Origin of the sequence: Photobacterium piscicola, from assembly GCF_900166965.1 — a bacterium.
Classification (GTDB): domain Bacteria; phylum Pseudomonadota; class Gammaproteobacteria; order Enterobacterales; family Vibrionaceae; genus Photobacterium; species Photobacterium piscicola.
The window spans coordinates 390,468-410,713 of sequence record NZ_FUZI01000003.1 but is presented as its reverse complement, the minus strand read 5'-3'; the positions used below and the strand labels follow the sequence as shown (position 1 = coordinate 410,713).

Annotated in this window: 14 protein-coding genes; 3 read left to right on the top strand and 11 right to left on the bottom strand. The window is 40.6% G+C overall.

The annotated features are described in order from the left end of the window. Positions 1 to 4: 4 nt before the first annotated feature. The 5 genes from CZ809_RS10805 to torC all read right to left on the bottom strand — a co-directional run bounded on the left by CZ809_RS10805 (position 5) and on the right by torC (position 7,864). The gene (locus CZ809_RS10805; protein WP_080157640.1) at positions 5 to 1,708 is read right to left on the bottom strand and encodes a nickel-dependent hydrogenase large subunit; all 1,704 of its coding nucleotides are present in this window, start codon (positions 1,706 to 1,708) and stop codon (positions 5 to 7) included. Between the two features lie 3 nt (positions 1,709 to 1,711). Continuing rightward, positions 1,712 to 2,848 carry a hydrogenase small subunit gene (locus CZ809_RS10800; protein WP_080157639.1) on the bottom strand — a complete coding sequence of 379 codons (1,137 nt, stop codon included), beginning with the start codon at positions 2,846 to 2,848 and terminating at the stop codon, positions 1,712 to 1,714. A 428-nt stretch (positions 2,849 to 3,276) separates the two neighbouring features. Then, entirely contained in the window at positions 3,277 to 3,924 is a 648-nt protein-coding gene (gene torD, locus CZ809_RS10795; RefSeq protein WP_080157638.1) for a molecular chaperone TorD, read from the bottom strand. A gap of 151 nt (positions 3,925 to 4,075) precedes the next feature. Beyond that, positions 4,076 to 6,604, bottom strand: a complete 2,529-nt coding sequence (gene torA, locus CZ809_RS10790) for a trimethylamine-N-oxide reductase TorA (RefSeq protein WP_080157637.1) — start codon at positions 6,602 to 6,604, stop codon at positions 4,076 to 4,078. A 93-nt stretch (positions 6,605 to 6,697) separates the two neighbouring features. Continuing rightward, positions 6,698 to 7,864 (bottom strand): pentaheme c-type cytochrome TorC, encoded by a 1,167-nt coding sequence (gene torC, locus CZ809_RS10785; RefSeq protein WP_080157636.1) that lies wholly within the window; start codon positions 7,862 to 7,864, stop codon positions 6,698 to 6,700. A 198-nt stretch (positions 7,865 to 8,062) separates the two neighbouring features. Between torC and torR the strand changes: the two genes are divergently transcribed. After that, on the top strand, positions 8,063 to 8,776 hold the full coding sequence (torR, locus tag CZ809_RS10780; RefSeq protein ID WP_036794308.1) for a two-component system response regulator TorR: 714 nt from the start codon (positions 8,063 to 8,065) through the stop codon (positions 8,774 to 8,776). Positions 8,777 to 9,350: 574 nt separating this feature from the next. Here the strand turns inward: torR and panP are convergent. Both panP and CZ809_RS10770 read right to left on the bottom strand, forming a co-directional pair. Then, positions 9,351 to 11,015, bottom strand: a complete 1,665-nt coding sequence (panP, locus tag CZ809_RS10775) for a pyridoxal-dependent aspartate 1-decarboxylase PanP (RefSeq protein ID WP_080157635.1) — start codon at positions 11,013 to 11,015, stop codon at positions 9,351 to 9,353. Between the two features lie 151 nt (positions 11,016 to 11,166). Then, positions 11,167 to 12,159 carry a DUF2860 family protein gene (locus CZ809_RS10770; RefSeq protein ID WP_080157634.1) on the bottom strand — a complete coding sequence of 331 codons (993 nt, stop codon included), beginning with the start codon at positions 12,157 to 12,159 and terminating at the stop codon, positions 11,167 to 11,169. 287 nt (positions 12,160 to 12,446) lie between these two features. On the opposite strand from CZ809_RS10770, the gene CZ809_RS21610 reads away from it, so the two are divergent. Together CZ809_RS21610 and CZ809_RS10765 are read left to right on the top strand one after the other, a co-directional pair. Beyond that, on the top strand, positions 12,447 to 12,557 hold the full coding sequence (locus CZ809_RS21610) for a hypothetical protein (protein ID WP_498179146.1): 111 nt from the start codon (positions 12,447 to 12,449) through the stop codon (positions 12,555 to 12,557). A gap of 135 nt (positions 12,558 to 12,692) precedes the next feature. After that, positions 12,693 to 13,907 carry a patatin-like phospholipase family protein gene (locus CZ809_RS10765; RefSeq protein WP_080157633.1) on the top strand — a complete coding sequence of 405 codons (1,215 nt, stop codon included), beginning with the start codon at positions 12,693 to 12,695 and terminating at the stop codon, positions 13,905 to 13,907. A gap of 87 nt (positions 13,908 to 13,994) precedes the next feature. Here CZ809_RS10765 and CZ809_RS10760 read toward each other — a convergent pair whose 3' ends face one another. From CZ809_RS10760 to CZ809_RS10745, 4 genes are all read right to left on the bottom strand, one after another. After that, the gene (locus CZ809_RS10760) at positions 13,995 to 16,445 is read right to left on the bottom strand and encodes a VolA/Pla-1 family phospholipase (RefSeq protein ID WP_080157632.1); all 2,451 of its coding nucleotides are present in this window, start codon (positions 16,443 to 16,445) and stop codon (positions 13,995 to 13,997) included. 34 nt (positions 16,446 to 16,479) lie between these two features. Next, complete coding sequence (locus CZ809_RS10755; protein WP_080157631.1) at positions 16,480 to 17,709, bottom strand: outer membrane protein transport protein; 1,230 nt, start codon at positions 17,707 to 17,709, stop codon at positions 16,480 to 16,482. Between the two features lie 351 nt (positions 17,710 to 18,060). Beyond that, positions 18,061 to 18,969 (bottom strand): manganese-dependent inorganic pyrophosphatase, encoded by a 909-nt coding sequence (locus tag CZ809_RS10750; protein ID WP_080157630.1) that lies wholly within the window; start codon positions 18,967 to 18,969, stop codon positions 18,061 to 18,063. A gap of 247 nt (positions 18,970 to 19,216) precedes the next feature. After that, positions 19,217 to 20,221: a GGGtGRT protein gene (locus CZ809_RS10745; RefSeq protein WP_080157629.1), complete on the bottom strand. Its 1,005-nt coding sequence runs from the start codon at positions 20,219 to 20,221 to the stop codon at positions 19,217 to 19,219. Between the last annotated feature and the right edge of the window lie 25 nt (positions 20,222 to 20,246).

The following is a 20,246-nucleotide window of genomic DNA, read 5'->3' as shown; positions in this document are numbered from 1 at the left end:
TTAGTTACATTGCCTGAGCTGGAATACGGAATTCACTCAATGATTGGCCTTTATAATCCATTACGTGTACTGAACACGCCATACAAGGATCAAATGAGTGAATAACACGCAATACTTCTAGCGGTTTTTTCGGATCTTCAAGGTGTAAACCCACTAACGATGCTTCGTATGGTCCCACTTTGCCGTTACCATCAATAGGACCTGCGTTCCATGTTGTTGGTACTACTGCTTGGTAGTTTTCAACTTTTGCATCTTTAATGCGTAACCAGTGACTCAAGAAACCACGCGGTGCTTCAATGATGCCTACACCTTTGTATTCTTTATCAGGATCAATGGTAGGTTCAATGTAAGTTGTGTGGTCTGAATTGAGGTTGTGCACCATAGATTCAAAGGTTTCTAAACCATAACGAGAGATGGTTAGGGTATGTAACATACGACCAGCAGTACGACCTAGAGTGGTAAATAATGCACCAGCAGGAAGACCTGTTTGTTTTAGGAATTCATTTACAATCGGTGTTACGCGTGGGTTGCCTTGAGCGTAGTTAACCACCATAGTTGCTAGTGGGCCTACTTCTACTGGATCGCCATTATAACGTGGTGATTTAACCCAAGAATATTTACCCGCTTCATTGATTGTAGGGCGCTTACCAACAATGGTATCGCGCTCAATAAATGGCGTGTGCTCAGGGATAGTTGTGCCATCGTATGGATGTTGAGGCTTATTAGCGTCGTACCATGCGTGAGTCACGTCTTCCGCAATCAGATTAATATCAACCTTTTCAGCTTTAGATAAATCTTTATTACGAATAACGCCACTTACGAACAAGTGCTCATCTGGGTTAAGTAAAATAGATTCACTACACATGAAGGTATCAACGTTACAGCCACCAAGCACACTTGGCGCTTTACCGTAAGCGGCTGCCGCCATTAAAATATCAGCTTGATATGCACGTTCAACAAAATCTGCAACATGTTGATATTTTTGCTTAAATTCTTGTAAGCGAGCAGGGTCTAACATGTCGCGTACACAGGTTACGCCACCAACAACAATCGATTGTGGATGTGGGTTTTTACCACCCCAAACCGCCATACATTCTGCGGCAATGCGCTGAATTTCTAGTGCTTTAAGGTAGTGGCTTAAACCGATTAAGTTTTGCTCTGGTGTGAATTTGTAAGTTTTGTTGCCCCAATAAGCATTAGCAAATGGACCTAACTTACCGGTATTGACTAAGCCCTGTACTTTTTCTTGTGCAGCACGTAAATCACCTTCACCAGCAGCCATTGGTGTTGCTGAATATTTCATTGCCTCAACCGCAGCTTTTGCAGGATCAGCACTTAATGCAGAAACAACATCTATCCAATCTAGACCATGCAGAATGTAGAAATGCACAATGTGGTCATGCAATTGCAGGGTAGTTAGAATCAAGCTTCGAATGTATTTCGCGTTGATAGGCACTTGGGCATTGATTGCATCTTCAACCGCTAACGTACCACATAGGTAGTGTGATGATGTACATACACCACAGATGCGTTGCATTAATAGGCCAACATCGTATGGTGTACGACCTTTCATGATAATTTCAAGACCACGAAATAGGGTAGAAGATGCCCATGCTTTGTTGATCACGTTATTCGCATCAAGTTCAACTTCGATGCGTAAGTGGCCTTCGATACGAGTAATGGGATCGATAACGACGCGCTTGCTCATGAATTATTCCTCGACTTTTTTAGCAAAAATACTGCTGACGGCGTGTGCACCAATACCAACGGCAGTGACACCTAAAATAACGGCACCAATGGTATCAGCGGTAGCATCTAAACCATGGACAGGTTGACGGCTTAATGGTTTTTCGAAATCTGCCATGTCATCCCAGAAATCAGGTTCAGAACAACCAATACAACCATGACCTGCAAGTACTGGCCAGCTGGTGTGAGCATTAAAACGCTCTGTAGGGCAGTTGTTATAAGTGTAAGGACCTTTACAACCCATTTTAAATAAGCAGTAACCTTGTTTGGCATTATCATCACCAAACTGAGTTACGAATTCACCCGCATCAAAGTGACCACGACGCTCACAGTTATCATGAACACGTGCGCCATAAGCCCATTTAGGACGGTTGAAAATATCTAATGCAGGCAGGCGACCAAACATGATGAAGTACATTAATGTACCGGTAATGTTGGTCGGGTTTGGTGGACAACCCGCAACGTTAACCACTGGACGGTCAATAATCGTACCGACACTTTTTGCGCCCGTTGGGTTAGGGCGTGCGGCTTGGATACCACCGAAAGATGAACATGTACCCACACAAATAACCGCGGCTGCATCTGCGGCAACGCGTTTAATCAGTGATACACCCGTTTCAGCTTTGCTGCCTATAGTAAGGAAAGTACCATTGTTAGCTGTTGGTACGGCACCTTCAGCAGCAAGTAGGTATTGACCTTTGTAAGCTTTCATTGCGTTATCAAGGTTTTCTTCTGCTTGATCGCCAGCGGCAGCCATGAGCACTTCTTGGTATTCAAGTGATACATGTTCAAACAGTAATGTACTAATATCTGGTGTAGTACTACGTACTAATGATTCAGAACAACCAGTACATTCGGCAAGGCTCAACCATATAAGTGGTACACGATCTGAAAGCTCTGCAGCTTCGGCAACCATGGTACTAAAAGGTAGGGGTAGTGCCAGTAATGAAGTGATGGTTGCACTCCAAATCATGAAGTCACGACGGGTAATGCCATTTTTTTCAAGTTTTTTCTGAAAAGAACCCTCACGAAGAGGTTTCATTTTTCGAAGCTCGGCAAGACGTTTTTGGCCGAGTTCAAAAAGGGCTGCATGCGAATCCATCTATCAACCTTGTTAGCTATGATTAAATATACTTTGGAAGTATTACTATTTAATTTTATGACTTAAATCAACACAATTAATTGATCTACATCAGATTTTGAAAATTTGTGTGACAATATAAAAAGTCAAAAATGACGCTATGCATAATTTAACGATTGATAATGATAATTGCTATTATTTCAATGTATTACGGCACTTTTTGTAACTATAACACTATGATAAACAATGGTTTTATTTGAAGTTGTGATTTGGATAGTTGATCAACTAGATGCGTGGTTATGCAATATAAAAGCGAATTAAAATATAAATATTTCGCAGGGAGGTTGGGGGGAATTCTAAAATTAGATTTTTTTAGTAATACGACACAAAAAACGCCCTTATTTGACTAAATAAAGGCGTTTTTAATGGGCAAGATTGGCTAAATAAGCTTACTCACCAAGTAGAAATTTCTTATCAAGCATACAAAAAGCGAGCAATAGATTTGCAGCGGCAGCATAGAAACCAAACTGGTCTCGAAGCTGACATTCTTTAGCAAATAAGGGTAACCAGTTTAATAGCATGGTGTTGATGAATGACAGCTGTGATTGCATTAATGCTTCACGTTGTTCTTCTGTCTGTTGCTGATTACCCATGATGATTAAATTGCCCATAAAGTCTAATTCAATCGCAAGATGATCTGCAGGTTCATTAAATTCTTTGCGCTGGGCAATATCAAATGATGCCATAAGTTCATGCATTTCTTGTGCTGGCTTATCGTTTAGTAAGCCTGTTTTACCGACATACATTGATGCGTAAGGCAACGCCCCTGATTTTGGTGTACTTAAAAATAAACCACAAAAATCAGCAGCAAGTTCTAGTTGTTCGTCACTACGTGCATGTGATTTTTTAATAGCAGCACGGAAAGTATCGACAGGTGCTTTTAATTCCTCAGTCATACCAAGACCAGACAGGAACGTATACATCTCACCGCCATGGTATTCATGTAGATCTGCATCACTTAATTCACGGGCAAAAAGCGAAGACATCCACCAGTAGATTTCAGCACGTTGTTCGTTGAATGCGATAAATTCTTGCATGGTCACTCCAGACATAAAACATATTCAAATAAAGCAGTTAGGTAGAGTATACCTAAGGGTTATTAGAATAGGTTCTAAAAAATGAAATAAAGGCGATGAAAATAAGATTCATCGCCTTTATGGTTTGATTTACTATGCTAACAACAAGGGATTATTTATCCATTGCTGGGAATAGTGGGTCAATACCTGTTTCATAAGTTGGACCGTTAAAGCCCGTTACTTCAGGTACGGGACCAGTGTACTTCTCAATATCAACTACAGCAGTATGTGCTGATGTTGCTTGTGCTAGCTTAGAAGTACCGATATCTAACGTTAGTACGTTTGGATCGCCATAAGTACAAATTGTACCCGCTTTACCGCCATCAAGTGGGCTATACCAAGCACCCTCATGAATACGACATACGCCTGGAGAGTAGTCATCTGTTACTACTGCGCCAGCCAATACTTGACCACGACCGTTAAATACACGTACCAAATCACCTGATTTAATATTACGTGCGGCTGCATCTTGAGTATTGATGTAAATCGGCTCACGATCTGCAACAGCATAAGTTGCACGGAAGTCAGTTGATGAACATAACTGTGAGTGCAAACGGTTATTTGGGTGACAGCTCTGTAAGTGAAGCGGGTAGACATCAGAGCGTGGGCCGCCGTGACTACGTTCTTCTTTTTCAAACCACATTGGGTGACCTTGACAGTCGTTATAGCCCATATCTGCGATTGTCTTACAGTAGATCTCGATAAGACCTGATGCTGTACCTAGTGGCTCAAGATCCGGTTCGTTACGGAATGATTCGTGACGTACCCACTCTTTGCCCGCAGGGAATTCAATATAACCATCACCTTCCCAGAATTTAGCGAAGGTTGGCATACGAACGCCGATACCACGGCCTTGCAGACGCGCACCGTTGTAGATCTCTTCAATGATTTCCATTTTCTTTTTACCGCCAGTAAATGCTTCTTCACGGTTGAAGCGTGCACATAGCTCACGGAAAATATCAAAGTCATCTTTAGATTCAAACATTGGCTCAACAATCTTACGTAATGCAAGGATACCTTTGTTGGAGTGGTTACCAAACTGTTCGATATCATCACGCTCGTAAGTGGTTGTTGCAGGTAAGACGATATCTGCAAAACGACATGTCGCTGTCCATTGGTGCTCGATAGAAACAACCGTCTCTAGTTTTGTCCACGCTTTGATCATACGGTTACGATCTTGGTGGTGAGCAAATGGGTTGTTACCACTGAAGATTGCCATCTTCATGTAAGGGAAGGTAATTTCGTTACCGTTCCATTGAATCTTCGTACCTGGGTTAGAGATACAATCTACAAAACGTGCTACTGGGATTGTCTTAGCGTAACCTTTAAATGAACCGTTGTAGATTGGTTCTACGCCAGTAACACCACTAAAGCCAGACATTAACGGGCCAGCAGACGTGATAGTACCGGCATCGTTGTAGTGCCAGCCGAAACCGAAACCACCACCAGGTTGACCAATTTGACCAAGCATTGCAGCAAGAACAACCAGCATCCACGCCCATTGCTCGCCGTGTTGCATACGCTGTAGACACCAACCACCCACAAGCTGAGTACGACCACCCGCCATTGTACGTGCTAGTTCACGGATCTGACTTGCCTTGATGCCAGAGATTTTCTCTGCCCACTCAGGTGTCTTAACGATACCGTCAGTTTCGCCCATTACGTAAGGCATGAACTTGTCAAAGCCTGTGGTGTAGTTTGCGATGAATTCTTTGTCGTATAGATTTTCAGTGTATAGCGTGTGCGCAATCGCCAGCATCAACGGAATATCTGATTGTGGGTGTACAGGTAACTGCTCACCACCAACAAACTTCATGGTTTCGTTGCGTACTGGGTCAATGTGAATAACTTTAATTTCTTTGTTTTTCACTTTTTCAGCAAGCTGCTGGTATGAGCCGTATACGCTGTGATCAGGAACCAACCAACCTACTTGAAGGTTTTTAACTGGATCCGTACCCCACATTACGATGGTATCTGTGTTTTTAAGCACGATATCCCAAGAGGTTTGCTGTTCGTAAACTTCCATTGCACCTGCAACGTAAGGAAGAATAACTTGTGCAGCACCTGTTGAGTAGTCACCCATTTTACCAAGGGTAGTACCATGAAGGCTGATACCACGCTTCATCATTGTACCGGCGTTGTGTAGTTTACCTACAGACTGCCAGCCAGTATGACCTGCGTATAATGCACTTGGGCCGTAAGTTTCTTGAACACGGTTTAACTCGTGTTGGAAGAAATCTAATGCTTGTGACCAAGGCACACGTACAAAACGGTTGTTACCACGTTGGCTTGTATCAGAACGGTAGCCTTGCTTTAACCAATCGATACGTACCATTGGGTATTTAACACGTGCAGGGTTATAAACCACTTCACGTACGGCATCTAACATAACTGTTGGGTGTGGGTCTTTCTCAAACGGCGTGGTTTCAGTCCATACACCGTTCACTACTTTAGCGCGGAAAGCACCCCAGTGAGAGCCACAAAGCACTTCACCGTTAAAGCCTGATACTGTTTCTGTCGCAGCCATTGCTTTACGAGGAGCAAGTAGGCTAGTACCGACAACGGATGCAGCACTTGCAATCGCTAAACCTGATAGGAAGCGGCGGCGTGTAATGCCTTTATGATTGTTTTGAGTCGCCATAGTTGGAGAATCCTTAAACTTTAATTTTTATCGATGGGGCGGGGATAACCATTACCACCCGCCTATCATTTAATCGTTTATTGGTACGCTGGATTAATGCGCGCCAGCACCACCGGTATCGCTGCCGTGGTTCTGAAGATATTTAAGTAGTGTGCGTTCTTCAGTCTTAGTCAGACGGTAGTAAGAGCTCATGGCTTTCAGACTTGCGATCCAGCCATTTGCAGTAAAATGGCCAGGATCTGGCGCCGCGTGACAAGCGTTACATGTAGACGCGTACATATCTTCTGCATAGTTCCAGATTGGTTTGATACTATCAATCATGTTTGATTTAGTGATCCAACCTTGAACGCTGATGTTCTGCCACACAATGTTAGTTGCAGGATCAGTTTCTTCTTTAATGATTTTCTCGTTCGCTTTCACTTCGCCACGGATAGTTGCCTTAAAGACACGCTTGCCCATGTACTCAGTCATTACGCGACCTTTACCAGCTTTCTCTAGCCAGCCGTTAACTTCAACTTTCAGCATGTCGCCTTTACGTTCAAGTACAGTGACTTCAGAAGCGGGTAGTAATTTACCTTCTGACTTACCTTTAGCATCGTCAGTGGCAAAGATATCTTTCTCACCTAGAGAGTAAAGCTTCTCAGCTGTTGCGCCTTGAGAGGTCGCTTCAGCTTCTAGTGCTTGGTAGTCTTTTTGGAAACCGCCAGCCATGTTTGGAAGTTCGTGTGCAATACCTTTGTGACATTCAATACAGTTCATGTCTTTTGCAGCAGCGTCTGTCATTGCAGCTGCGGCTTCAGGTGATTGCTTAGCATGGTCCATCGCTGAATAGTTGTGACAACTCTTACATGTGCTTGAGTTTTGTTTTTCCATGCGCTTCCAAACCATCTGAGCTAATTCTAAACGGTGCTCTTCAAATTTTTCAGGCGTATCGATTTTCTTGGTAATGAACTGGTTATACACATCTTTTGATGCCATTAACTTTGTTTCAATCATACCGACTAAATCTTTTGGCTGGTGACAGTCAACACAGTCAGCGCGAACACCCGATGCATTTTTGAAGTGTACAGATTGAGTGTACTCTTCATAGTTCTGTTTCATGGTATGACAACCAATACAGAATTCATTGGTTGATGCGTGTTCAAAACCTTTGTGTACAGCAAAAATGCCACTCACGGCGATACCAATACCAACAAGCACCAGAGCAAGAATTGAGTACTTGCTACTTGGTTTCGTCAACATCTGCCAAATTTTCTTCATTTTGAAAGATTCCATTTAAAAGAATGCTCACCGTAGGCTACGGTGACGGTTAAAATTTTATGGGGTAATCTTATTGTTACGATATGAATAAGGTTAACGCTACGAATGAATAGCAAAGGCATAGTTATGACAAATTGTGAATGGTCTTAGTTTGTGCTACCGTTCAGCTAGAAAACCAAAAACTAAAAAGAGAACGACATGACCCATCACGTACTTGTTGTAGAAGATGAAATTGTTACCCGTACAAAACTGGTTGGGTATTTTGAAAATGAAGGATACAAGGTAAGCCAAGCAGACAGTGGCGCACAGATGCGCGAAGTAATGGCAACGGAAAAAATTGACCTTGTAATGCTTGATATCAACCTACCTGGCGAAGATGGTTTGATGCTAACGCGAGAGCTTCGTAGCCGCTCTGAAGTTGGTATTATTTTGGTGACTGGACGCACTGATAGTATTGATAGAATCGTCGGTTTAGAAATGGGCGCAGACGACTATGTAACCAAACCTTTTGAACTGCGTGAGCTATTAGTTCGAGTGAAAAACTTGTTGTGGCGCATGACGTTAGTAGAAAAAGCACGCGACGAAACTATGGTTGAAATGCAGGAAGATAACATCATTCGTTTTGGTGAATGGCAGTTTGATATTAACAAACGCGCACTGACTCATAATGGTCTTCCAGTGAAGCTAACTAAAGCAGAATATGAATTGTTAGTTGCCTTCTCATCACACCCTAATGTGGTGTTAAGCCGTGAGCGTATTTTGAACATGTTAAGCCACCGTGTTGAAGCGCCAAATGACCGAACTATTGATGTTTTAATCCGTAGAATGCGTTCTAAAATGGAACTTGATCCGAAGAATCCACAGATTTTTGTCACTGTTCATGGCGAAGGATATATGTTTGCTGGTGACTAATATTGGTCTTGTTTGGGTCAGAAAAACATAGTTTTAATAAAATAGTTATGACATAAATTGACATAAAAATGCCCTATTTGAAAAGAATAGGGCATTTTTTTTAGGCTCCATTTGGGGCTTTTTTTGATTTAAATCATCAATTAAAGATATTTTTTTTGGGTCAAAAAGGAACAAAACGTGGTATTGAGAATCATTATTAATAACAAGGCTATTTTGTAACATTATGAAAACATTTATCATCTTGTTGTGACATTGTTATTCACCGTTTAATAACAATGTCGTTGAAAAATGAAATCTTATGAATGCGTATTTTGCGCTATATTTTCTTGCAAAACCGTTTTTTACGAAAACGGGGCTTTTTACTGCTGCTACTTATGCGTATTAATAACATGAAAAAGGGCTCATTTATGGTGCTATTCACACTACAATCATCCACTGTTCATAGTTAAGTCGCGAGTTATTCATAAAATAGACATATATTGACTAGCGTTTTTGTAATGTTCAAAAACGCAAAATCATCAAAAAATGCGATATATCGTTAAATTTAGAAAAATACCGTATAGATATTTGCGCGTTATGTATTGGTTTCAGTTCTTTTTTCTATTATTTGTCCTGTCAATCTAACGATTTCAGGCAAGCTAATAGTGCTTTTTTGTGCAAGTTGCTGTTGTTCGATGAGTACATTTTCTAGAATTTCAGTGGTTGTCAGAGGGTTTGCGAGTACAACGCGAAACACGGTTGTTGCTTTTCGCTGCCACTTTTCTGGAGTAATACGCGTACGAGATACAAATGATTTACCTGATTCTCGTTGGCGTTTTTGAATAAATTGAGTGAGATCATTAAGCAATTCTAGCAATGTTTCACGCTGATCTGGGGTTGCGTATTGCAATGCTTGCTGTGTATTAGCAGGGACATAACGGTAAGTTAGTAAGCATAATTCAGGCTCTGTGACTAACTCAAAATCAGGATGCTGTTTAATACATTGTGCAAAGTAGGCGGCTTTTTCAATGCTGTTATTGATCAATAATTCATAGCCAGGGCGACTAATAATATTCATACTTGCAAACAACAACATCGCCATACCACTGCGTGATCCTTCCAGAGTATGGCTGCCTAAATCTTTTGAACCTTCTCGAAGAATATATTCAGCATGATGCTCAATTGCGGTCATGAGTTCTGGATTTTTAAATATCACCATGCCAGCACCCATCGGAATATAGAGCTGTTTATGAGCATCAATGGTAATGGAATCTGCGCGCTCAATCCCTTTCAATAAATGGCGATATTTATTCGACATTAAGGTTGCACCGCCCCAAGCTGCATCAACATGGAAGTGACATTGATGTTCTGCGGCAATATCTGCTAGTTGTTCTAGAGGATCGATGTTGCCCGTTTCTGTGGTGCCTGCAATACCAATAATCGCAAAAGGTTTAATATTTTTACGCTTTAGATTCGCGAGTGTTATTTTTAATTCATTGAGATCTATGCGATTGTTGTCATCAGTTTTTATGGCAATCAGGCTATCTCGGCCAATACCTAAAACATCTGCGGCTTTCTTTAAAGAATAGTGTCCACGCTCTGATACCAGAATCGCCAGATCATCATAGCCATAGTGCTTCATCGCCCGCAGTAAACCTTGTTGGCCTACACCAGTGAAGTCACCATCTGGTTGCAAAGCAGCATTACGAGCAACCCATAATGCGGTGATATTGGCGATGGTGCCACCCGAACAAAAAGCCCCTAAAGAATGGTCAGCACTGTGCATCCATTGTTGGTAGAAACTTTCTTCTTGATTAAAAATTAATTTATGCAGCATGCCTAATACTTGGCGCTCAAGTGGCGTAAACGCTTTTGATGTTTCTATTTTTACAAGGTTTTGGTTTAACGCGATCATGATTTTAGATAAAGGCATCATGAAGTAAGGCAGAGCAGAGGTCATATGACCAATAAACGTAGGCGCAGCAGTATGAACAGACTGAGCAACAAGTTTATTCAATAAGAACTGGGTATGTTCAGAGACAAAAGAAGGGACTTCAGGAATATCCGCAGTAGAGAAATCTTTTTCAATTTCAGCTAAGGGTTTTTCGATTGCTGCTATGTGGGTTCGCAGAAACTCGTTAAGGTTTTCTGAAAGCTCTTTTTCGATTAATCCTAATGTTGAATCAGGTGCTTCTGGTATTGTGAATATGCGATGCAAAGATTCTAGGGATGCATCTGCTGTACGATTATTAGCCGCCATAATTTATTTAACGTTTCCATAACGTTGGCAAAGTATAGTCAATTTAATCGATATTTTGAGTGATGTCTCGCATTATTTCGGTGTAGTTAAAATATAACTACCCGAAATAAAATCGAGGGTTTAGAGAGTGTGGCTATTTACTACATTGTTATTAGAATTTGTAATTTAAGCCCGCACTAACAAAGAGATCGTTGCTGTCATAGAAATCAATATTTGATTGGGTTGAGCTATAGCCAATCAAAGACACTAAGCCCCATTTTTTCCAATTAAAGGGTTGGTTATATTCATAGGCGAAGAAAGCACTGTATTTATTATCTTGTTGTTTTTGATTAAATACAGGGTTAGTTAAGTCAAATAGAGCACGTTTATAGTTGACGGTAAAGGCAAAACTAGATTGGGGTAATATCTGAATAATCGTTGCAGCCACACCATAAATATTATTACTCATAGCATTACCGTCAGCATCGATGTTGGTATAGTTAACCGCTGTGCGTAACATCAGACTGCGACTAAACGGTTGTACATAAGTACCTTCTGTAAAAAGAACTGTAGCATTACGATTGAGGGCGGCTTTTTCATTGGGTGTAAGTGCAAGTATAGGATCGTTGCCACTGCGTTCTTGATCAACACTAAACTTACCATAAGCTAACTGGCCTGAAAAACGTGAACCGCGAATATCGTTAAGCTTGACGCTAAATGCATTAATACTGGTTTTTGTTTTGCTGCGCTCTACATTTTTAAGGTAAGGATCTTGCCATGTTTTCTGGGTCAGCAAACCGGGTATATAGCTCAGGGTTAGCATGGAATTATCAGCAAACTTTTGTCGATAACCTGCTTCAACATGAAATCGACCCAGAGCAATATCAGAACGGTTAGTACCTAAATACAGTTGTTTATCACCTGCATTAAAGGTGTAACTGAGGCTGCCAATAGGAGCAACAAACATTTTATCTTGTTCATCACCATGGCTGTTTAAGTTTGAGGTAGTGTGGTTGTCGCTATTAAACTGTGAGTTTGATCTATTGTAACCAACCATTAATGAAATATCACCGCCAATTCCCGGGGTCCAATCGACGGGTCTAGCTTGTGTCACGGTGGAGATTATTGCAGTAGCAATTAAGCCGACAGTGAGTAGTGGTTTCATTATTTTTCCTATGAAATAATCCGTTTAATCTTATAGATTATAAGCACAAAAAGAAGATAAGTGAGATATTTATATTCATATTGTAGCATTGGAAAATAAGATGTTTATTGTTGAAAATTAATGGTGCTAAACGGTAACAGGATGTGCTTGATAGCATATGAGGTATCTTGCAATTTAACGATAGTATTGATCATGAAATAATGCGCTAAATAGTGTGATAGCTGTTGTAATTATCGCGATGAAGATTGATTTTATTGATAATCTGACCATAAACTTAAGTTAACATTATGTTATATATGGAGGTCGTGATGAATATTGAATTCAAATTTACACTGATGACGGTAACCGTCATACTCTTTACATTAGTAATTTATGGATTGATTGCTATACATGCATAGTTATTGAAAGAGTAATGTTAGAGAAATTAGGGTGATATTTTCTAACATTATTTCCCATTGGTATGTACAAATTGTATATTCGACTCTCTTAGATATATAAATATATGTTTTGTGCATATTTAACAGGGAGAAGAAATGAATTATCTTCCGTTTAGCTTACGTGACGTTAATGATAAATCCATTGATGATTTTTCTTCGGTTATTCATACCGCATCCACTAAAAAAATAGCCTTAATAGTTCAAGGTGGCGGCCAGCGCGGTATATTTTCTGCGGGTGTGCTTGATAGCTTCCTTGAACATCAATTTGATCCGTTTGAGTTGTATATTGGTACCTCTGCCGGTGCGCTTAATTTATCTTCTTTTATTAGCCGTCAACCACGATTTGGGTATCATTTTATTCGTAATGTTTCGATGGATGATCAATTCTTTAATTTATATAAATATCTCAGTAAACAACAGCCGATGAACTTGGAATGGGCATTACAGCAAGTGTCAGCTTCTGGTTTATACCCGCTTGACATTGCTACCGCTCATAAAACACTGGCCCATAGAACGGCTCTTGCATGTGCTACTCGTAAAGATACCCTACAAGATTATTATTTACCTATGTATCAACAAGACTGGAGTGAAGTCTTGCTGGCAAGCTGTGCGATTCCTCTGCTTTATAACCAGCCCGTTAATATGGATGAACTGCAATGGGTCGATGGTGGTGTGAGTGCAGCTATTCCTGTTAAAGAAGCGTGGCGACGTGGTGCTGACCTCGTGGTTGTTATTCGCACTGAGCCATTAGAAGACAGTGTCGCTGAAATGAACCGTGGTGAGGAGCGGGGGATTTTAGATGATTGGCGAGAAAATATTGAAACACAATTACCGTATTATATTGATAAATTAAGCTTAAATGAGTCGGTTGATAAAATTAAGAATATTCATCAAGAGCTAAGTCAACGGTTTGAACAATGGCGACAACAGCATTGGGACGATAAGGAAGATAATGATCAAAACACAGTCAGTAAAACGAAGACGATATCCAAGAAAAGTTGGTTCTCACCGCTGAATGTTGAACGATTATTAGAGATCACAGGGCAGGGAACAAATTCAGAAATATTAGAAATGTTGGCGCGTTATCATCATACCTATCGTGATGTGAATGATTTTCTTGTCAATCCACCGCAAGGGTTACAGGTTATTCAAATTGCACCAGAAAAAGCATTGAATAGTAGTGCGCTATTAAGTAGCTATGAAGATTTAGAGTTGGATTATCAGCAGGGTAAACAAATTGGAGAACAGTTTGTGACGTCTTTTTCACAGTTATTGAATCAAAAGACTAGTTTGATGCAGCATTTGCGTTAGGCCTAGTATATAAAAAAGCACATAAAATAAAGCCTTGATAACTTGCGTGGTATACACAAGATTATCAAGGCTTTTTGTTAGGCTAGATTATTTATTTAAAAAATCAGCCATATCTTTTTGCATACTCTTTGTTGTTGCTTTAGACGCTTCAATGGTAAAGCTATCATTTGCTGTTGGCATCGTGACATCGAGTAATGATGTATGGCTGCCTGGTGTATATTCTTTCCAACCTTTAGTTGCATTGTTTAATGCTAAATCTAATTGCTTAATCAGTGGTTCAGTACCGGTGAACGGTGAGTAAGGTAGATTGTTTGGTGTAGTAATATTTGGAATCGTACTATCACCTTTAACCATTTGAACATACACGGGAACCGATGCTGGAATGCCGTTAGCTAGGTTAATCGGATCAACGGGATCCATTACTGTTTGTGCCGCATAGGCAAACTTAACGTAAGTCTGCGTCCATGTGGCGAATAGGCTAGGGTTGTTATTTTTAATCGCTGTAATGTTATCAACATAACACTTGTTCAAATCTTTGTGCTTATCATCTTGGGCGATATAACAAGCATTCAACGTTTGCAGAAATTTACCTGTTTCAATGACATCAGGTGTTATTTGTGTTGGATTAGATACAGTACTTTGAAGCACGCCTGCTTTTAGAAGACCACCAAAACTGCCAGAGTTTAATAGTAGGTAAGGGATCTCTGCGCCTGGGTTTGCTAACGCCAGTTTATTAATCGCAAAATATTGTTTATCAAATGCTGGGTTCATCGTTGGACGGTTAGCAATATTACCGACATTGGTACCAACAATCGCACCTAGTGAATGACCCGCAAAACTTACGCCGTTATTAGGATTTAACATCTCTAACGGTGAAACATTGCTTGTCGTTTGATCTTCTTTTTGTTGTTGCTGAATATGAGTAAATAATTTACCAATAGCCGCTCGTAGGTTGACGACATCAATAGTACTTTGACGTAGGTTATCTCGCGCAACGGTTAAGTTTTCAAGATTTAAGTACATTGATGGATCTATTGCGGCATTTTTATATTGGCTATTACCTTGGCTGTCGATGGTATAAATACCACGATCTTCACCGTGTAGTGGTTGGTTTATTGCAAAGATTGCGCGGCATTGATTGCCAATTAACGTTTCAGCTAAAGACGGTAAACCATCGCTGTGCGCTGTTAATACACTCTTATCTGCGGTAATACCGTGTTGGAAAATAGTGACATCATTAGCACCAAGAGTTTGGCATTTTTTACTGTTAGGTAAAACTAATGTGTAATCAATTGTCTGCACTGATTTAAGTTCAGGTACAGCACTGTAGCGGGTAATTAGACGCTTAGGATCGAGTTGATTACCATTCGCTAAATAAAGTGTTTTACCCATTAAGCGAGTGAGCACTTTAATCTGCACTTGTGGGTTTGTCGCCACTTGTGCCATGTCTGCTAATGTAACTTTCACATCCGCCAATTGAGCTAAAATAGTCGCTTTATCCGCCTCACTGCCATTGCTTAATACATATTTAATCTTAGCAAGGCTTGGCATACCACTTTGCCAAGGGGTATTCATGAATTTATTAGCGCGAATATCGAGGTAGTATGGTAATGAAACAGTGCCTTGATAGATTGTGACATTACTTTTATCATCAACTTTATTTGGATCGTCAACTTTTATGGGTTGAGAAAACGTAAATAATGTTGAAAGTTGCTCTGGCGTTACTGTCTTTGCAATAGCAGAGCCTTGCCATACATTATTAGCCCCTAGCGCCATAGCTTCTTCTGTTGCCATCTTCGCTGCAAATAACACATCACCAGATGATAATGTCGTAAACCATGATGAGAAGATAATATCGCGTTGTTGCACAATACCATGGAACGCTTCTTCAGTGGCATGAGTGATCTTTTGTGCTGGTAATAATGCAGGTGCTGGTGGCAGATTATTCGACTTTAATAATGCGTATGAGTTACTCATGCCTACAGCTTGGCCGTTTACATCTTTTAAATCATCAGTAACGGCATACATGTAGTTACTCGCAGGATCTAACGGTTTTAGTAATATCACAATTAAGTTATCACCTGAAACCGTTACCATAAAGTCACCCGCTTGTTGAGTTAAGCGGGTTGGTTTTGTGGTATCTGCAGGGTTAGTCGGATCGCCTGATTTAATTAGATAGAAACCACGCGCAGCTGTCGATGGATCTAAATTCTTACCTGTAAAATTAATTGTGATCGGCTGGGTTGTGCTCCAACCATCGGTTTGCCCCATAGCAACCAAGGGATCTGAAGTATTGGTTTGATCTTGCGCCATTGCTTCTGTTGCAAGGGTACCGTCTTGTACATCCATTGCTAAATATGTGGGTAATATAAGCTTCTTATTAGCAGACAAAAGGTCAAAATTAATTTGAGTTTCAGCCTGTAAACTTGCTGCGATATTCGGATCAATCGGCGCTTGATTTTCTAAGGTACCGTTACCCTTACAGCCAATTAAACTCAGTGCCGAGGTGACTAATAATGCTATTGAACGTATCTTCATTGTTATTCCTAATGATTTTATAGTTTAGTACGCATTAAAAGCGGTAATTAACTTGAGCGGCTGCAAGGTAAGCTTTACCGAATGAAGTAAAACTATCATTTTCACCTGTTGGTGTTTGCTCGATAAAATCAGCTTTCTTACTGTGAATATAAGCAACGCCTAGATCGACAGATAGAGCAGGGTTGTAATGATAAGTCGCACCTGCTGAATACCAATAACGATCAGTATCAGGAATACTCAGTGTTGCTTGTCCTGCATTTTGATCAATGGCAAAACCATAACGCAGTGTCCATGTTGGGTTTAGCGTATAAGTTGTACCTACAGCCCAACGGTAAGTATCTTTGAAGTTTTCTTTTTTAACGAAACAGGTGCCAGTTGCACATTGAGAACTTGTTGCTCTAATTTCTTTAAACTTATTGTATTGCGTCCATTGAACACTATAACTGATAGCCCATTGTTGATTCAGCTGATGGAATCCAGAAAATTCAGCAATGGCAGGCAGCGGAAGGTTAAGCTGTGCTGCAACAGTTTCATTTGGCTTTGAGGTTGCTTGTCCCAAGTAGTCAGTAAAATGGCCATGAAAATTGAGATCGACTTGTGAACGGTAGCTTAGTCCAAAGCGGTTATTATTATCGAGTTCATATAAGGCACCAATATTCCAGCCCCAACTCCAGTCGGTGCCTTCCATATTGATCAAGTTATGGCTAGGCGCGGCATAAGACAAAGAGCCCAAACGACGATTAAATTCTGCTGTGCCATAAACAAGGCTAACACCAGCACCAATACTTAATTGTGGTGTTAGGCGATAAGCAATATTGGGATTGAAGTTAACCGTTTCTAATGATGTTTTACCCGCTAAGCTACCTGCTTGCATTGCTTTAGGGTAATCGGTTGTTACACCATAATTACTGAAAATCGCTAAACCAATGGCAGTTTTATCATTAATCGGCTGAATATAGTAAGCCGCAGGTACAATACTTATTGGCGAAACATCTTTTGCGGTTTCATTATGAGTATGATCATCAATATTAATCGATGGGTTGATGACACTCATTACACCTGAAACTTCAGCATGTTTAAAGCGAGTCATTGCAGCAGGGTTACGCGCTAGTACTGCAGCGGTATCAGCGACGGCAGCTTCACCTGCATATGCACGGCCAAGACCTGCAGCCGAGTGTTCTGATACTTGATAGCCAGCAGCATGTGCTTGGTTTGAAAGTGTGGCTGTAATAATGAAGGCGATATATTTTTTATTTATGGACATTAAACTGTCTCTCTATAATTTCTAGTAGCTTCTTGCTGTCTCACCCTTCAAAGAAGGTTGGATTTAAAAGAGGAAGAATTATAGTTATACCTCAAGAGAATAATAAGCAAATATAGACAAATATCACAATAAAATAGTTTGTTTGGTTATACTTTGTGCATATTGATGCTTTATAGATATATTTCGATTGATAAATAAATTAAAGTATTTGCTCTAATATCGAAAGTGTTGTAATGAATAGTTGACTAAGCGGGGATTATTGAACCGTTGTTGGCGGGATTTTTCAGTGATTAAAACAAAAAAAAGGCTCTAAAAAGAGCCTTTTTTGTTATCAATAATTAGTTGAAATAATTATTTTGCAAGTACTGTTTGTAGCCAAGGCCAGCCTTGTTTTTTACGACTTAGCGTGTTTTCCATCATTAATACACCGTCAGTTGCGTGTGTATCAAGGATGTGATTCCAATCACCAGTGTAAAGTAGGCGAGTTGTACTTGTTGTGATGTCAGTTAGCATTAATGCAGCCATACCTAGGCCTTCTTCGTCGCAACGACGTTGAAGATCAGCTTGAAGCTCTTCAATCATGCTATCTACTTGCTCAAGTGTTGCAAGTTCGATTTGACCAACAACAACATCACGATTGTTGAAAGGGTAACCTTTAAGGTCTTTTTCAACTAATTGTGCAGCGGTTAGACCTTCGATATCAGTCTTAGCAATTAATAGTGCTTTGATGAATGCTTCTAGATCTTGTACGTCAGCGATTTGAGCAAGCTCATGCACTGCATCTTTATCTTTTTGTGTACAAGTTGGAGATGCGAAACCTACAGTATCAGATAGGATAGCTGACATCATTAGAACCGCTAGTTCACGTGTAATTTCGTGACCTTCGATTTTAAATAGGTTAAAGAGTACTGTACAAGTACAACCTACAGGCCAGATCCAAGCTTCCATTGGGTTGATAGTCATCACATCACCTAAACGGTGGTGGTCGACGATACCCACAACTTCTGCTTCAGCTAGGTCATCAGGTGCTTGAGCTAGATCTGAGTAGTCAACTAACCATACTTTCTCACCAGCAACACTTGTACGTAGCTCAGGAGCTGTAACGCCAGCTAGCTCAAGAATGTGTAGAGTTTCACGATTCATTTCGCCTTGACGAATTGCTGTCGCTTCAAGACCACGAGCTTTAAGAAATGCAGTACAAACGAGTGCAGAACAAATACTGTCACTATCTGGGTTTTTGTGACCTACAACTTGGATCATGATATTTCCTTTACTTTATCTGTCACAGCATGTGCTGTGTAACATATATAAGACTAACTTGGTTCTTTACTGATTATACCTAGAAGAGATTGTGTTTTACAGGAATAAGAGTAATCAAGAACTGTGGTGCGGGAAGATTGTAGAGTATTTTGCAGAAATAACAATTATGGATAAAAAATAAAGGCGCAAGTGTCTAATCTTGCGCCTTGTTCGTTATTTGAAGATAAATTTTATTTAGCTACGTAGCTTATGCTTTTTGAGCTTGCTCAATCGCAACAGCAACAGCAACAGTTGCGCCAACCATTGGGTTGTTACCCATACCGATAAGACCCATCATTTCAACGTGAGCTGGTACAGATGAAGAACCTGCAAACTGAGCGTCAGAGTGCATACGACCCATAGTATCAGTAAGACCGTAAGAAGCTGGACCTGCAGCAACGTTATCAGGGTGAAGAGTACGACCAGTACCGCCGCCTGATGCTACTGAGAAGTAAGCTTGGCCTGCTTCTAGACGTTCTTTCTTGTACGTACCAGCAACAGGGTGTTGGAAACGTGTTGGGTTAGTTGAGTTACCAGTGATTGAGATATCAACGTTTTCGCGGTGCATAATTGCAACACCTTCACGTACATCATCAGAACCGTAACAGTTGATGTCACCACGTTGTGTTTTAGAGAAACGACGCTCAGAAACAACGTTTAGTTCGCCAGTAACGTAATCGAATTTAGTTTCAACATAGTTAAAGCCGTTGATACGAGCGATTAGGTAAGCAGCATCTTTACCAAGACCGTTAAGAATAACGCGTAGTGGGTTAGTACGTACTTTGTTAGCGTTTAGGGCAATTTTGATTGCGCCTTCAGCTGCTGCAAATGATTCGTGACCAGCAAGGAATGCGAAACATTGTGTTTCGTTGCTTAGTAGACGAGCGCCTAGACGACCGTGACCAAGACCTACTTGACGTTGGTCTGCAACAGAACCAGGAATACAGAAAGTTTGTAGACCAACACCTAGGTATTCAGCCGCTTCAGCTGCTGTTTTAGCACCTTCTTTAAGTGCGATAGCTGAACCTAAAACATAAGCCCAAGATGCGTTTTCAAACGCGATAGGTTGTGTTTCTTTAACGATGTTGTATGCATCAACACCATGTTCGTTACAGTAATCACGAGCTTCTTCTAGTGAAGCAAAACCATATTGCTCTAGTACTGGAGTGATTTTTTCAATACGACGATCAAAACTTTCAAATAATGCAGCCATGATGGAGTTTCCTCTAATTCGGTAA

Excerpts from the sequence above, each read along its gene's own strand:
- CZ809_RS10805 (WP_080157640.1), bottom strand. The coding sequence starts at position 1,708 with ATGAGCAAGCGCGTCGTTATCGATCCCATTACTCGTATCGAAGGCCAC.
- CZ809_RS10800 (WP_080157639.1), bottom strand. The coding sequence starts at position 2,848 with ATGGATTCGCATGCAGCCCTTTTTGAACTCGGCCAAAAACGTCTTGCC.
- torD (WP_080157638.1), bottom strand. The coding sequence starts at position 3,924 with ATGCAAGAATTTATCGCATTCAACGAACAACGTGCTGAAATCTACTGG.
- torA (WP_080157637.1), bottom strand. The coding sequence starts at position 6,604 with ATGGCGACTCAAAACAATCATAAAGGCATTACACGCCGCCGCTTCCTA.
- torC (WP_080157636.1), bottom strand. The coding sequence starts at position 7,864 with ATGAAGAAAATTTGGCAGATGTTGACGAAACCAAGTAGCAAGTACTCA.
- torR (WP_036794308.1), top strand. The coding sequence starts at position 8,063 with ATGACCCATCACGTACTTGTTGTAGAAGATGAAATTGTTACCCGTACA.
- panP (WP_080157635.1), bottom strand. The coding sequence starts at position 11,015 with ATGGCGGCTAATAATCGTACAGCAGATGCATCCCTAGAATCTTTGCAT.
- CZ809_RS10770 (WP_080157634.1), bottom strand. The coding sequence starts at position 12,159 with ATGAAACCACTACTCACTGTCGGCTTAATTGCTACTGCAATAATCTCC.
- CZ809_RS21610 (WP_498179146.1), top strand. The coding sequence starts at position 12,447 with ATGTTATATATGGAGGTCGTGATGAATATTGAATTCAAATTTACACTG.
- CZ809_RS10765 (WP_080157633.1), top strand. The coding sequence starts at position 12,693 with ATGAATTATCTTCCGTTTAGCTTACGTGACGTTAATGATAAATCCATT.
- CZ809_RS10760 (WP_080157632.1), bottom strand. The coding sequence starts at position 16,445 with ATGAAGATACGTTCAATAGCATTATTAGTCACCTCGGCACTGAGTTTA.
- CZ809_RS10755 (WP_080157631.1), bottom strand. The coding sequence starts at position 17,709 with ATGTCCATAAATAAAAAATATATCGCCTTCATTATTACAGCCACACTT.
- CZ809_RS10750 (WP_080157630.1), bottom strand. The coding sequence starts at position 18,969 with ATGATCCAAGTTGTAGGTCACAAAAACCCAGATAGTGACAGTATTTGT.
- CZ809_RS10745 (WP_080157629.1), bottom strand. The coding sequence starts at position 20,221 with ATGGCTGCATTATTTGAAAGTTTTGATCGTCGTATTGAAAAAATCACT.